Consider the following 15,358-nt stretch of genomic DNA (forward strand, 5'->3'; position numbering starts at 1 on the left):
TGATAATGTGTCGCGGAGTTTTCTCAATATATTTGCGAAAAAAAACGACAAAAGCTCAAGGCGTGTGACGAACGTCACATTCCGAGGCATTCGTCTTCTGCCATCATGGCTGCCGTAGTACTGCGAACAGTGCAACGCCAGCAGCTAATCTTAATCCCTAGGAGAGTACCTTAATGACCACCGCTACCGAAATTCAACAACTGTACGTTGCCTATTTCAACCGTCCAGCTGACGTGCTGGGCCTGTCGTTCTGGCTGGACCGTGCCAACAAGAGCAGCATCTCTGCCGTGGCCAACGAATTCGCGAACTCGACCGAGTACACCGACGTGTACGGCGGCAAAACGGCTGCTGAGCAAGTCAACGCCATCTACATGAACCTGTTCGGCCGTCCTGCAGAAGCCGCTGGTCTGGTCTACTGGGCCAACAAGCTGATCGCCGGTACCGAAACGTTCGGTTCGATCGCCCTGACGATCGCTGGCGCCGCCCAGAACGCCGACAAGATCGCCATCGACTCCAAAGTCGCTGCCGCTTCCGCATTCACCGCTTCCCTGACCGATGGCGCCGAAATCGTCGGTTACTCGGGTGATGCCGCCAACTCCGTCGCCCGTGCCTTCCTGGCCGGTGTGACCGACGCAGCTACCCTGGCAACGGCAACGACCGAAGCCAACCTGAACGCCGTTGCTGCTGCTGCTGTTGCTGCGCACGATGGCACCGCCACGACGACGACCAACCTGACCGCTGGCGTTGACACGCTGACCGGCACCGCTGGCGCCGACATCTTCAACGCACTGAGCGTGACTGCAAGTGGTGCAGCTGGTTCGACCCTGGGCAACTTCGACTCGATCGATGGCGGCGCAGGTAACGACACGCTGAACATCTACACCGATGCTGGCGCTACGACCCCGATCAACACCACGATCGGCTCCAACACGACCATCCGCAGCATCGAAACGATCAACATCTTCAACAGCAATGGTGCTGTCGCTGCTCTGGCCGATGGTTCGAAATTCACGGGCGCAACCGCTCTGTGGCAAATCGGCGCAGCCGCCAACGTCACGAACCTGGAATCCAGCACGACCGCCGGCTTCCGTGGCCTGACCACCGCTGCTGCCCGTTCCGTGACCGCTACCGACGCAGCTACCAGCGCTTCGATCGCTGTTGATGGCGTGGTTGAAGGTTCGACCTTCAACGTGATCTCCGGCACCAGCGGCAAGCTGGCCGCTGTAAACCTGTCCGGCGTCGTGACCGACTCCACCGGCGGCGACGGCGTGATCGGCAACACGAACCTGGGCGTGACCGTCGGTAAAGACGTGCAGACCCTGACCCTGAACACGTCGGTTGCAACCAACCTGTCGATCACCGACAACGCTGGCAGCGCCACGACCAAAAAGCTGACCACGATCAACGCTGCTGCAAGCACCGGCGCGATCACCTACGCTGACAGCGAAACCACCGTTGCCAACATCACCACCGGCTCGGGCAAGGACGACATCACCCTGGTCACCGTGACCGCCAAGGACAACGCCACGACGACGACCGTTGACGAAACCGTGACCGCCACCGTCAACACCGGCGCAGGCGACGACACGATCCGCATCAACGTTACCGGCAACGGCATCGTTACCGTCAACGCCGGCGAAGGCAATGACACCGTCAACATCATTGGCCGTGACGCTGCAACGCTGAACATCAACCTGGGCGCAGGCGACGACATCTTCACGAGCGCTGTTGCAATCAACGGCACCGACTCGATCGATGCTGGCGAAGGCTACGACACTCTGCTGCTGAACCTGGTTGGCTCCGCCAACGTGGGTGCCTTCAGCAACTTCGACGCATTCGATGCGAAGAACCTGGCGAAAGCCCTGGACGTCGAAATCCTGTCGCAGAAAAACACCGTGTCCGAAATCATCACCACCGGTGACGTCGGCACGGGCGCAGTCCTGCAAAACGTGGGTGCTGGCGTTGGCTACCGCATCACCGGCGACACCGGTACCGTCGTGGGTGGCGTTGAAACGGCGCTGAGCGCACTGACGATCAACCAGAAGGTCGCTGGCGACCTGACCGTCACGCTGGACATCGACGAAACGGCAACGACCGCTGCTACGACGACGGCAACCTCGGCCAACGCATCGGTCATCACCAACGCGACCGGCGTCAAGGCTGTGTTCGATTCTTCCTTCGTGGGCGAAGCTGTCAACGCAACCGGCGACAACGTTGCTGCGCTGACCGTCGCTGGCACGGCTCTGAAAACGATCGCTATCACGTCCGGTGGCGACAATGCTCTGAACACGCTGAACGTCGCTAACGGCGCGGGCGAACTGACTGCCATCACCTCGAGCGGCGATCAGGACGTAGTCATCAACGTCGGTACGGGCGCTGCCAAACTGGCATCGATCACCGCAACGGGCGAAGAGCACGTGACGGTCACCGTCGGCACCGGCGCAATCAAGCTGGCAACGATCGACACGTCCGGCGCAACCGGCGGCCTGACGGCTTCGCTGGCCAGCGTCATCGACGGCGGCACGATCAAGCTGGGTTCGGGCGCTGACCTGATCTCGGTGACCAGCGCTTCGTCGATCGCTGGTGTCGAGTCGATCCAGGGCTTCGAAAAAGCACTGGCCGTTGCAGTCAGCACCGCAACTGGCGACGCTTCTGCCAAGGCCGATGCAATCGCCGACGCAGACATGATCTCGCTGGGTGCTGCTGGTGACACGTACACCGTCGCTGCCAACGCCACCAACCTGACGAACGGCGTTCTGACGTTCACGGGCGCTGGTCCTTCGACGCTGGCTGATGCTGCTGGCCTGGCCGACACCGCAACGACCGCTACGGCTGGCGCCGCTCTGGTGTTCGAATACACCGGCAGCACCTACCTGTTCGTCCAAGGCGGCGCAACCGACACCCTGGTGCAGCTGACCGGCGTGACGGGCGTGACCAACCTGGTCGAAAACGGCACGACCAACCACTTCTTCATCGTGTAAGAAGTCTTCCCTCACCATCCGCCCCGGCGGATGGTGTCCGGATCAAAAAGCCCCGTCCCCGGACGGGGCTTTTCCATTTATGCCACCGCAACCGTTGTTTCTGTAAGAAAATGTGATGCACATCACATTTGAAGTGGCTTTTGATGGATAATGTCACGTTCCTAGACGTGGCGCCGATACCCGCGCGCCGTTCCCGCAGGGTTTTATCGGCATATCAATGAAAAATCTCCTCACCAAACGTAACGAGATCGAGCAGATCCTGCTGGGTTTCAAGCGCACCTTCTATACCGTCGGCGCCTTCAGCGCGATCACCAATCTGCTGATGCTGGCGCCATCGCTGTACATGCTGCAGGTGTACGACCGGGTGCTGCAGAGCCGTAACGAATACACGTTGCTGATGCTCACGCTGCTGATGCTGGGCGCGTACATCCTGATGTCCACTCTGGAAATGATGCGCAGCTTCGTGCTGATCCGCGTCGGCGCCAAGTTCGACATGCAGATGAACAAGCGCGTCTACACGGCCGCCTTCGAGCAGAACCTGAAGCGCGCCGGCACCAATGCCGGCCAGTCGCTGGCGGACCTGACGAACCTGCGCCAGTTCCTGACCGGGAACGCACTGTTCGCCTTCTTCGATGCGCCGTGGTTCCCTATCTACCTGATCGTCATCTTCGTGTTCGAGCCGTCCCTCGGCCTGTTTGCCCTGGGCGGCACGGCCATCCTGGTGATCCTGGCGATCGTCAACGAAAAGGTCACGCGCAAGCCGCTGGCCGAGGCGAACGGCATGTCCATCGTGTCCGGCACGCTGGCCACCAACAACCTGCGCAATGCCGAAGTCATCGAGTCGATGGGCATGCTGCCGAACCTGCAGAACCGCTGGTTCCGGCTGCACAGCAAGTTCCTGAACCTGCAGGCCGAAGCAAGCGAGAAGGCCGGCCTGATCGCCGCCATCACCAAGTTCGTGCAGGTGTCGCTGCAGTCGCTGGTGCTGGGCTTTGGCGCGCTGCTGGTGCTCGAGAACAAAATGACGCCGGGCATGATGATTGCCGCGTCGATCCTCGTCGGCCGTGCGCTGGCGCCCGTGCAGCAGGTGATCGGCGTGTGGAAGAGCTGGTCCAGCACGCGCAGCGCCTACGAGCGCCTGACCAGCCTGCTGCAGACGAATCCGCAGCGCGAAGCCGGCATGGAACTGCCGAAGCCGACCGGCCACCTGGCCGTTGAAAACGTCTCCGCCGCGCCGCCGGGCGTCACCGTGCCGGTCGTGCGGGGCCTCAGCTTCGCGATTGCCGCCGGCGACGTGCTGGGCGTGGTGGGCCCGAGCGGTTCCGGCAAGTCCACGCTGGCGCGGCTGCTGGTGGGCGTGTGGCCGGCGCAGGTCGGCAAGGTGCGCCTCGATGGCGCCGACATCTATCACTGGAACAAGGCCGAGCTGGGCCCGCACCTGGGCTACCTGCCGCAGGATATCGAACTGTTCAGCGGCACGATTGCCGAGAACATCGCCCGCTTCGGTGAGGTGGATTCAGCCAAGGTCGTGGAAGCCGCCAAGCGCGCCAATGTGCACGACATGATCCTGCACCTGCCGGCCGGCTACGACACGCAGCTGGGCGAGGGCGGTGCCGGCCTGTCCGGCGGCCAGAAGCAGCGCCTGGGCCTGGCCCGCGCGATGTATGGCGATCCGTCGCTGATCGTGCTGGACGAACCGAATTCGAACCTGGACGACGTGGGCGAAGCCGCGCTGGTGGCGGCCATCAACGACCTGCGCCAGCGCGGCAAGACGATCGTGCTGATCACGCACCGCACCAGCGCGATCAGCGCCACCACCAAGCTGCTGGTGCTGCGCGACGGCGGCGCGGCCATGTTCGGCCCGACCCGCGAGGTGCTGAACGCCCTCAACGAAGCCAACCAGAAACAGCTGCAGACGCAGCAGGCACAACAACAGGCACAGCAGCAGGCCCGCGCGCAGGCGCAGGCCCAGGCCGAAGCCCAGGCGCGCGCCGCCGCTGGCGTCCCGCCGGTTCCGGCCGCACCGAAAGCTGCCGATGATGCCGCCACCGCACAGGAGCAAAAATGAGCGATCTGATTACCAGGACTGCACCAACGGACGTGATCAGCCATGACGTGAGTCCGCTGGTCGTCAATACCGACGCCTCGAAGTTCGCCCGCATCGGCTGGTTCGTCGTGATCTTCGGCGTGCTGGGCTTCATCCTGTGGGCCAGCTTCGCGCCGCTCGACAAGGGCGTGCCCATGTCCGGCTTCGTGTCGAAGGAAGGCAACCGCAAGGCGATCCAGCACCTGGCCGGCGGCATCGTCGACGACATCCTCGTCAAGGATGGCGACGTGGTCAAAAAGGGCCAGGTACTGGTGCGCATGAACAGCACGCAGGCCCGCTCGGCCGCCGAATCGACGCGCGCCCAGTACATCACCTCGCGCCTGATGGAAGCGCGCCTGCTGGCCGAACGCGATGGCAAGTCCAGCCTGGAATTCCCCGCCGCCCTGGAACAGTTCAAGAGCGACCCGCGCGTGATCGAAGGCTTCGAGCTGCAGAAGCAGCTGTTCTCGTCCCGCCGCATCTCGCTGCAGAGCGAGCTGGCCGCGGTGGACGAGAACATCGCCGGCCTGAAGGTGCAGATGAAGGGCCTGCAGGAATCGCGCGACGCCAAGAAGGAACAGCTGGCGATCCTGAAGGAACAGCTGGACAATATGCGCGACCTGTCGAAGGAAGGCTACATCGCCCGCAACCGCATGCTCGACCAGGAGCGCACCTATGCGCAGCTGACCGGCATGATCTCGGAAGACATCGGCAATATCGGCCGTTCGCAGCGCCAGGTCACCGAACTCACGCTGCGCCGCATGCAGCGCGTGCAGGACTTCCAGAAGGAAGTGCGCGCCCAGCTGTCGGACACGCAGCGTGAAGCGGGTGCGCTGGAAAGCCGCATCCAGGGCCAGGACTACGACCTGTCCAATACCGAAGTGCGCGCGCCCGTCGATGGCACGGTCGTCGCACTGAACGTGTTCACGCGCGGCGGCGTGGTCGGTTCCGGCGCGCGCATGATGGATATCGTGCCCGCCAACGATCCGCTGGTGATCGAGGGCCAGCTGCCGGTGAACCTGGTGGACCGCGTGCACGACGGCCTGCCGGTGGAGCTGATCTTCTCGGCCTTCAATACCAACCGCACGCCGCACGTGCCGGGCGTGGTCACCACGGTCTCCGCCGACCGCACGGTGGACGAACGCACCGGCAATGCGTTCTACAAGGTGCGCGCCCACGTGTCGCCGGCGGGCCAGAAGATCATCGCCGAGAAGAAGCTCGACATCCAGTCCGGCATGCCGGTGGAGATGGTCGTCAAGACGGGTGAGCGCACGATGATGAGCTATCTGCTCAAGCCGATTTTCGATCGCGCCAAGTCCGCGATGTCGGAGGAATGATCTGATGAAGTTCACCAATACCAGGCTGCGTGGTGCGCTGGCTGCCGCCCTGCTGGCGGGCTTCGGTGCCGCATCGGCGCCGGCCAGCGCGCTGGGCCTGATGCAGGCTTACCAGGCCGCGCTGGCCAACGACCCCACGTTCCGCGAGGCCGTGCAGGATGCGGCGGCAGGCCGCGAGAACCGCATCATCGGGCGCGCCAACCTGCTGCCCAATGTATCCGCCAACTACGGCGCCAACAAGAACTTCGCGGACCTGGTGGTCACGACCCAGCAGGGCCAGCGCGTGCCGAGCGAGCCGGAATACATCAGCCGTACCGCCAGCGTGCAGCTGCGCCAGCCGTTGTTCAACCTGGATGCGCTGGCCCGCTACAAGCAGGGCAACGCCCAGGCCAACTACAGCGAAGAGCAGTTCCGCCTGCGCGGCCATGAGCTGATCCTGCGCGTGGTCTCGGCCTATGTCGACGCGCTGTTCGCGCGCGAGCAGGTACGCCTGAGCAAAGTGCAGCGCGATATGTATGCCGAGCAGCGCGCCGTCAACGACCGCCTGTTCACGGGCGGCGAGGGCACGAAGACGGACATGCTGGAGACCCAGGCACGCCTGGACCTGTCCGAAGCGCAGCTGCTGGAAGCGCAGGACAACGAGCAGGCGGCCCTGGCCACGCTGTCCGGCGTGGTGGGCCAGCCGGTCGAAGGGCTGGACGAACTGGCCGAGCGCTTCCGCATCGCGCCGCTGCCGGAAGGCGGCTACGAACAGTGGCGCAAACTGGCCTTCGACAACAACCCGGACCTGGTGAGCCAGACGTTCGCGATCGAGGCAGCGCAGCAGGAAGTCAACCGCAGCAAGGCCGGCCATTATCCGCGCGTGGACATGGTGGCCAGCGTGAGCAAGAACACGGCGGAAACGCTCAATACCTACAACCAGGAATCGAAGAACCGCGCGATCGGCATCCAGGTCAACGTGCCGATCTATGCGGGCGGCCAGATCAGCGCCGTCAGCCGCCAGTCCGTCGCCGGGCTGGAAAAGGCCCGTGCCGAATACCAGGTCAAGACGGACAAGATCACCGTCGAACTGAAGAAGCAGTATGCCGCGGTCACGAGCAGCACGGCGCGCATCCAGGCGCTGGACAAGGCGGTGATTTCCGCGAAACTGCTGGTGACGGCCACCACCCAAAGCATCCGCGGCGGCGTGCGCATCAACCTCGACCTGCTGAATGCGCAGCAGACGCTGTTCACCAGCGAGCGCGACCTGGCGCAGGCGCGTTACAACTACCTGTTGGCGAAGCTGCGGTTGCGCGCCGCGGCCGGTACGCTGGGCGATGAGGATGTGCGGGACATGGCTTCGTACTTCCGCTGATGCGGGCGTTGCGCTGTTAAAGAACCCCGGCAGCTCGCGTTGCCGGGGTTTTTGTTTGGTTGCGCGAGGGCGGTGCGTGCCGGGCTGCCGGCACCGGGCGGCCGCGATGGGTGGCTGGCACGCTGCAGACCGCCGCATCCTCCGCACCGCAGTTCTCGCGTGCCGCAACCCGTCGCACCGTGCGCACACGGTGCTGAGGGCTGCAGACTATCGCAGCATGCGCCCCTTGGCTTACGGCGCCGTGGCCGCGCCATACGCGCCAGCCTGGCCCTTCGAAAACCGGCTCCCCAGCCGCTTGCCCAGCGCATTGGTCGGCCCCTCGACCGCCTTGTGCACCAGCCATGCCAGGCCGATGGTGGCGGCCATCGTCACCAGTACCGCGGCGCCGAACGGCAGGCCGCGGTGCATCAGCACCTTCAGCAGGCTGTAGCCGAACAGCGGATGCACGCAGTACAGCGGGTAGCTGATGCTGGCGAGGAAATCGAGCACGCGGCGCTGGCGGAACGCGCCGCGCCAGCGGTAGCACAGGCCGAACACCAGCACGGCGCTGTAGTACCACACCGTCACCCACGGGAACTGGCCGGGCTGGGGACCGAAGGCCCAGGTGCCGGTGAAGGCGGCCAGTACCAGCAGCACGCGGGCGTACAGTGCGCCGGTCGACAGCTGGCCGGTGGCGTGGTGATGGAACTGGGTGCCGGCCACCATGAAGGTCAGGTAATTGGCCTCCATCGCCAGCAGCGTGCCGTGGCCGGAATGCTGGTGCCACGCGGTGGCCAGCAGCGCGCCGCCCAGCAGCGCCAGCAGCCAGCCCAGGCCCGGGCGCAGCAGCGCCATGGGTACCAGCGCCGCCAGCAGGTAGAACTTCAGCTCGATGGAGAGCGTCCAGTTGACTTCGTCGAGCGTGGGCACGCCCAGCAGGTTGTGCACCAGTGCCGCATTGGCGGCGTAGTCGTGCCAGGTGAACGGAAATGGCTGCTGCCAGTAGCGCGCGTTCAGCCACACGGCCAGCAGGCCCAGCCCCAGGCAGCAGGCATAGGTGGGGAAGATGCGGAAGAAGCGGTTGACGAGGAAGCCCGCGCGCGACAGGCGCCGCAGGCTGAAGGGAATCACGAAGCCGCTGATCAGGAAGAACACGGCCACGCCGGTGGGGCCCTGGTAGGGCAGCTCGAAGGCCCGCACCCAGGGGGGCGGCGTGAAGCCTAGGTCGGGCGACGCCGTCATGCGGCCGATCATCGGCTGTGCCGCGAAATAGACGCCGAAGTAGTGCGCCATCATCACCAGCAGCGCCGCGATGCCGCGCAGCTGGTTGGCGAAGATGAAGCGGTCCACGCCGTCAGGCCGGCTGGCTGGCGGGGGCTTCGGGCCGGTCGGCCGGCTGGTCCGCGCAATGCGGGCAGGAGACTTCGTACACGTACTGCGGGGAGAGCTGCTGGCGCGGCGTGACCACGGCTCGGCACGCGAAGCACTGCACGGTCTCGGTCGGCTGCAGCTGCGGGTTCAGCGCGGTGCGGTAGTCGAACACGAAGCAATCGCCCGTGTAGTGCGCGCCGCCCACTTCCTCGAAATACTTCAGGATGCCGCCTTCGAGCTGGTAGACATTGTCGTAGCCGATGTTCTGCATGTGGATGGCGGCCTTCTCGCAGCGGATGCCGCCGGTGCAGAACGTGACCACCGTCTTGCCGTCGAAATCGGCCTTGTGCTTCTCGATCACCTGCGGGAACTCGGTGAACTTGGCGATGCGGTAGTCCACCGTGTTGTCGAACGTTCCCACGTCCACCTCGAAGTCGTTGCGGGTATCGACCATCACCACCGGCTTGCCCGTGTCGTCATGGCCCTGGTCCAGCCAGCGCTTCAGCGTCTTCGCCTCGACGAACGGTGCGCGGCCTTCTTCCGGCTTGATCAGCGGCATGCGCATGGTGATGATCTCGCTCTTGATCTTCACCAGCATGCGCTTGTGCGACTGTTCGGCCGACAGGCTTTCCTTCACCTCGATATCGGCGAAGCGGGGATCCTCGCGCAGCCAGGCCAGGTACTCGTCGATGTGGGCGCGCGTACCGGACAGGAACATGTTGATGCCTTCGGGCGTCAGCAGGATCGTGCCGCGCAGGCCGAGGCGGGCGCAGATATCCTGGAAGCGCGGGCGCTGCGCTTCGGTGTCGTCGAAGGTGATGAACTTGTAGGCGGCGATGTTGACGAAGGCCGGTTCCCCGCCCGTGACAGGAGCGGCGGCAGCGTGGGTTGGTGTGGCGTTGGACATGATAATTCAGTACAGTGGGAAGCCTCCATTATAAAGCACGGCCGTCGCTGCAAGCGCCAGGCCGGCCCGCCGCCAGCCGATGAAATCGCTCAATATCGCCTACAACCCGCGCATCGACCAGCTCCGCTGGCTGGCCGCGCTGATCGTCTTCCTGTTCCATTTTCATATCGAAGCGCGTGGCCACGGCGCGCCGCCGCTGGCCGGTTCCTGGTGGGGCATCGTCACGGAAGGGCAGACCGGCGTGGGGCTGTTCTTCACATTGTCCGGCTTCCTGTTCATGCAGATCGCGCAGCACCAGAAGACCATCGTGTACAGTGATTTCCTGCGCAACCGCATCCTGCGCATCATGCCGCTGTTCCTGGTGGTGTTCCTGCTTGCCACGTCGATCGGGCGCGACCGCTTCCAGCCGCAGGATGTGCTGTACCTGCTCACGACGAATCTCGGCAATTCGCCCACGTCGGCCAGTGTCGTGACGGGCGCCGCCTGGTGCATCTCGCTGGAGTTCCTGTTCTACCTGGTGTTCCCGTTCATCGCGCGCTTCACGCTGGAGCAGGGGCCGCGCTACCTGGTGCGCCTGCTGGTGCTGATGCTGCTGTTCAAGCTTGCCGCATATGGCGAGAACGGGCGCAGCACGCTGATGTACTTCAGCACCTTCGTCGGCCGCTTCGACCAGTTCCTGGTGGGGATGCTCGCCGCCACGCTGTACCCGCGCGTGCAGCCGTGGCTGGAACGGCACGCGGCCTGGCTGGCGCCGCTGGCCCTGTTCCTGGCGGTGGCCAATACGGCACTGCAGGCCCGCGTGGCCCCGTTCGGCGACACGCATGCGCCGTTCTGGATCACCTGGTCGCTGCAGGAAAGCGTGGTGTGGGCGGGGGTGATCGTGGCGTGGGTGTCGCTGCGGCGCGCGCTGCCGGGCTGGCTGGAACGGGCGCTGTGCCATGGCGGCAAGGTGAGCTTTTCCTTCTACCTGCTGCATGCGGCGGTGATCCACACGCTGGGCCGCACGTTTGGGCTGCCGGCACTGACCGGCAATGCGGCGGCCGATACGGTGCTGCTGGGGATACTCGTGTATGCGCTCACGTGGGCGATCGCCACGCTCTCCTACCGCACGGTCGAGGAGCCGTTCCTGCGCATGCGGCGCAGCTACGGCGTGGCGGAAGGGGTGCCGCGCAGCAGCATGTAGCGGTTCAGCAGGAACGAGACAGGGATCATCACCACGCTCACGATCAGCGGCGCGACCGTCGCCGGCACGTGCAGCCATTCGACCAGCACGGCCAGCATGGGCGCCGAAATGAAGTACTGCACGATGTAGATGGCCGGATAGGCCAGGAACGTGCGCCACGCCAGCCGGGTGCGGAACACGAACAGCGTGTTCAGGCAGTAGGCGCCCACCACGCCGGCCACGAACGCCAGGAAATAGGCCACCTGGTACGGCAGCACGAGTTGCAGCAGCAGGTACAGCAGATAGCCGCCCAGCGTGTTGACGGCACCCGCGACGAGAAAGCGCAATTGCGGGGCGTAGCGGAGGGCGAACGTGCGGACTGGCATGGGAATCGGTGCGGGATGGCGGAGCAGCCGACATTATAGAGCAGGCCGGCGCCGGTCCCGCTGGCTGGCCGACGTGCGCGCGGAAGGGGAAAACTAAGCCGGCAGTGATTGGCCGGCCGGCGTTAAAATAGCAGGTCCACCCGCATCACCAGCCACCGAGCGTTAGCATATGAGCACTGAAATCCTTGATCCGCATCTAGCCGAACCCGTTGTGCAGCCCGACGATACGTCCACCCCGACGGGGCCGGCCTTCGTCCACCTGCGCGTGCACTCGGAATACTCGATCGTCGACGGCCTGGTGCGCATCGACGACGTGGTGAAGGCGGCGGCGAAGGACCAGCAGGGCGCGCTGGCCGTCACCGACCTGTCGAACCTGTTCGGCATGGTGAAGTTCTACAAGACGGCGCGCGGCAAGGGCGTCAAGCCGATCATCGGCTGCGAAGTGTGGATCACCAACGACGACAACCGCGAGAAGCCGTGCCGCCTGCTGCTGCTGGCGAAGAACCGCATGGGCTACCTGCAGCTGTGCGACCTGCTGTCGCAGGCGTGGCTGACCAACCAGTACAAGGGCCGCGCCGAGGTGCGCGTGGAATGGCTGGAAGCCCTGAAGGACCGGACCTTCGACGTGATGCCGGGCGAGAGCGGCGCCAACGGCCTGATCGTGCTGTCCGGCGCGCAGTTCGGCGACATCGGCTGCGCCATCGACAACGGCAACCTGGAACTGGCCGAGAAGCACGCGCGCAAATGGGCGGCGCTGTTCCCCGGCCATTTCTACATCGAGATCCAGCGCGCCGGCCAGCCGAACCAGGAAGCCCAGGTGCGCCAGTCGGTGGCGCTGGCGGCCAGGCTGCGCCTGCCCGTGGTGGCGACGCACCCGGTGCAGTTCATGTCCGAGAAGGAGTTCATCGCGCACGAGGCGCGCATCTGCATCGCCGAAGGCGAGATGATCGCCAATAACAAGCGCCAGAAGCGCTTCAACGAGCAGATGCGCTTCATGACGCAGGAAGAGATGGCGATCCTGTTCGAGGACCTGCCGAACGCGCTGGAAAACTCGGTGGAGATCGCCAAGCGCTGCAACGTCACGCTCACGCTGGGCAAGCCGCAGCTGCCGAACTTCCCCACGCCGGGCATGACGATCGACGAGTTCCTGGTCGCCGAAACGAAGAAGGGCCTGGAAGAACGCCTGCTGCAGCTGTTCCCCGATCCGGTGAAGCGCGAGCAGCAGCGGCCCCGCTACGAGGAGCGCCTGGCGTTCGAGAACAACACGATCATCAACATGAAGTTCCCCGGCTACTTCCTGATCGTGGCGGAGTTCATCCAGTGGGGCAAGAACAATGGCGTGCCGATCGGCCCGGGCCGGGGTTCGGGCGCCGGCTCGCTGGTGGCCTACGCGCTGAAGATCACCGACCTCGACCCGCTCAAGTACAACCTGCTGTTCGAGCGCTTCCTGAACCCGGAACGGGTCTCGATGCCCGACTTCGACATCGACTTCTGCCAGGAGAAGCGCGAGCTGGTGATCCAGCACGTGAAGGACCTGTACGGCCGCGACGCCGTGTCGCAGATCGCCACGTTCGGCACGATGGCGGCCAAGGGCGCGATCCGCGACGTGGGCCGCGTGCTGGACTTCGGCTACAACTTCTGCGACGGCATCTCCAAGCTGATCCCGTTCAAGCCGGGCAAGCCTGTCTCCATCGCCGAGGCGATCGAGGAGGAGCCGCAGCTGAAGGAGCGTCTCGAGAACGAGGAGGAAGTCAAGCAGCTGCTGGACCTGGCGCAGCAGGTGGAGGGCATCACGCGCGGCATCGGCATGCACGCCGGCGGCGTGCTGATCGCGCCGGGCAAGCTGACCGACTTCTGCCCGCTGTACACGCAGTCCGGCGACACCGGCGTCGTGTCGCAGTACGACAAGGACGACGTGGAGGCCGTGGGCCTGGTGAAGTTCGACTTCCTGGGCCTGACCACGCTGACGATCCTGGACCGCGCGGTGAACTACATCCGCGAGCTGGACCCGGCCGACAAGGACTTCAACCTGGAGTCGCTGCCGCTGGACGACCGCGGTTCCTACGACCTGCTGACCAAGGCCAAGACGGTGGCCGTGTTCCAGCTGGAGTCGCGCGGCATGCAGGGCATGCTGAAGGATGCGCGGCCCGACCGCTTCGAGGACATCATCGCGCTCGTCGCGCTGTACCGTCCGGGCCCGATGGACCTGATTCCCGACTTCTGCAAGCGCAAGCACGGCGAGAAGTTCGACTATCCGGATCCGCGCACCGAGGGCATCCTGTCCGAGACCTACGGCATCATGGTCTACCAGGAGCAGGTGATGCAGATGGCGCAGATCATCGGCGGCTACTCGCTGGGCGGCGCCGACATGCTGCGCCGCGCGATGGGCAAGAAGAAGGCCGAGGAGATGGCCGAGCACCGCGAGATCTTCCGCAAGGGCGCGGGCGAGCGGGGGCTCACCACCGAGAAGGCCGACGAGATCTTCGACCTGATGGAGAAGTTCGCGGGCTACGGCTTCAACAAGTCGCACGCCGCCGCCTACGCGCTGCTGTCGTACCACACGGCCTACCTGAAGCAGCACCACACGGCCGCGTTCATGGCGGCCAACATGTCGCTGACGATGGACGACACCGAGAAGGTCAAGATTCTCGTCGAGGACTCCATTGAAGTTTGTGGTTTAACCATCCTGCCGCCGGACATCAACCTGTCCGCCTACCGCTTCCGTCCGGACGGCCAGCCCCGCTCCGTCACCGGCAAGAAGGTGATGGCGATCCGCTACGGCCTGGGCGGCGTGAAGGGCGCCGGCCAGAACGCCATCGAGGCGATCATCGCGGCGCGCGAGGCCGATGGTCCGTTCACCAGCCTGTTCGACTTCTGCAAGCGCGTGGACAAGCGCCAGATCAACCGCCGCACCATCGAGGCGCTGATCCGTTCGGGGGCGTTCGACTGCTTCAAGGTCGATCGCGCTGTGCTGTTCGCCTCCGTCGGCTTCGCCATGGAGTGCGCCGAGCAGGAACTGAAGGCCGCCAACCAGGTCAGCCTGTTCGGTGGCGACGACAGCGACCTGGTGGCGCCGCCCGAGTACGTGCAGGCCACGCCGTGGACCGACCGCTACAAGCTGAAGGAAGAGAAGATCGCGCTCGGCTTCTACCTGTCCGGCCACATGTTCGACGGTTATGCGGCCGAGGCGCGCCGCTTCGCGCGCACCAAGCTCGCCGAACTGGAGCCGTCGCGCGAGCCGCGCATGATGTGCGGCGTGATCACCGGCATCCGCACGCAGCTCACGCAGCGGGGCAAGATCCTGATCGTCTCGCTGGACGACAAGAGCGCCGTGGTCGAGGTCACCGTCTACAACGAAGTCTACGAGGCGAACAAGAAGGCCTTCACGGAGGACGAGTTCCTGGCCGTGACGGGCAAGGTGTCGGAAGACCGCTTCACGGGCGGCCTGCGCATCTCGGCCGAGAAGGTATACGACATCGTCTCCGCGCGGCTGCAGTTCGGCCGCCAGATGGGCTGGGTGCTGCCGAACGCCGTGCCGCCGGCGAAGCTGCAGGAAGTGCTGACCCCGCACCGCGACGACTACGGCCTGCCGGTGCAGATGCGCATCCGCCCGCAAGGCATCGACTGCACGCTGCAGCTGGGCGACGACTGGCGCGTTGCCCCGTCCGACGAGCTCACGCTGGCGCTGGAGCGGGTGCTGGGCGCGCAGGAAGTGGCGGTCGAGTACTAAATTTCCAAAAAAATAGGGACAGACCCCATTTTTCTGGCAACTTTGCAGGTAAGCTGAACGCCGGT

General features: G+C 64.8%; 9 protein-coding genes. 6 read left to right on the forward strand and 3 right to left on the reverse strand.

The window, feature by feature from the left end:
- The first annotated feature begins 173 nt into the window (after window positions 1-173).
- The 4 genes from IP91_RS15565 (at window position 174) to IP91_RS15580 (ending at window position 7,758) form a co-directional block, all read left to right on the forward strand.
- Window positions 174-2,981: a DUF4214 domain-containing protein gene (locus IP91_RS15565; RefSeq protein ID WP_145649998.1), complete on the forward strand. Its 2,808-nt coding sequence runs from the start codon at window positions 174-176 to the stop codon at window positions 2,979-2,981.
- Between the two features lie 217 nt (window positions 2,982-3,198).
- Window positions 3,199-5,049: a type I secretion system permease/ATPase gene (locus IP91_RS15570; protein WP_145649999.1), complete on the forward strand. Its 1,851-nt coding sequence runs from the start codon at window positions 3,199-3,201 to the stop codon at window positions 5,047-5,049.
- Entirely contained in the window at window positions 5,046-6,404 is a 1,359-nt protein-coding gene (locus IP91_RS15575) for an HlyD family type I secretion periplasmic adaptor subunit (RefSeq protein ID WP_145650000.1), read from the forward strand. The genes IP91_RS15570 and IP91_RS15575 overlap by 4 nt, the downstream gene beginning before the upstream one ends.
- 4 nt (window positions 6,405-6,408) lie before the next feature.
- Complete coding sequence (locus tag IP91_RS15580) at window positions 6,409-7,758, forward strand: TolC family outer membrane protein (RefSeq protein ID WP_145650001.1); 1,350 nt, start codon at window positions 6,409-6,411, stop codon at window positions 7,756-7,758.
- 231 nt (window positions 7,759-7,989) lie between these two features.
- On the opposite strand, the gene IP91_RS15585 is transcribed toward IP91_RS15580, so the two are convergent.
- Window positions 7,990-9,087: an acyltransferase family protein gene (locus tag IP91_RS15585; protein ID WP_145650002.1), complete on the reverse strand. Its 1,098-nt coding sequence runs from the start codon at window positions 9,085-9,087 to the stop codon at window positions 7,990-7,992.
- Window positions 9,088-9,091: 4 nt separating this feature from the next.
- The gene (locus tag IP91_RS15590) at window positions 9,092-10,015 is read right to left on the reverse strand and encodes a sulfurtransferase (RefSeq protein WP_145650003.1); all 924 of its coding nucleotides are present in this window, start codon (window positions 10,013-10,015) and stop codon (window positions 9,092-9,094) included.
- Window positions 10,016-10,094: 79 nt separating this feature from the next.
- Between IP91_RS15590 and IP91_RS15595 the strand changes: the two genes are divergently transcribed.
- On the forward strand, window positions 10,095-11,198 hold the full coding sequence (locus IP91_RS15595; protein ID WP_145650004.1) for an acyltransferase family protein: 1,104 nt from the start codon (window positions 10,095-10,097) through the stop codon (window positions 11,196-11,198).
- Here IP91_RS15595 and IP91_RS15600 read toward each other — a convergent pair.
- Complete coding sequence (locus IP91_RS15600) at window positions 11,159-11,563, reverse strand: GtrA family protein (RefSeq protein WP_145650005.1); 405 nt, start codon at window positions 11,561-11,563, stop codon at window positions 11,159-11,161. The genes IP91_RS15595 and IP91_RS15600 overlap by 40 nt on opposite strands.
- 211 nt (window positions 11,564-11,774) lie before the next feature.
- Between IP91_RS15600 and dnaE the strand changes: the two genes are divergently transcribed.
- Window positions 11,775-15,293: a DNA polymerase III subunit alpha gene (dnaE, locus tag IP91_RS15605; RefSeq protein ID WP_371860624.1), complete on the forward strand. Its 3,519-nt coding sequence runs from the start codon at window positions 11,775-11,777 to the stop codon at window positions 15,291-15,293.
- Window positions 15,294-15,358 lie beyond the last annotated feature (65 nt).

It is taken from the genome of Pseudoduganella lurida (assembly GCF_007830455.1).
Classification (GTDB): Bacteria; Pseudomonadota; Gammaproteobacteria; order Burkholderiales; family Burkholderiaceae_D; genus Rugamonas; species Rugamonas lurida.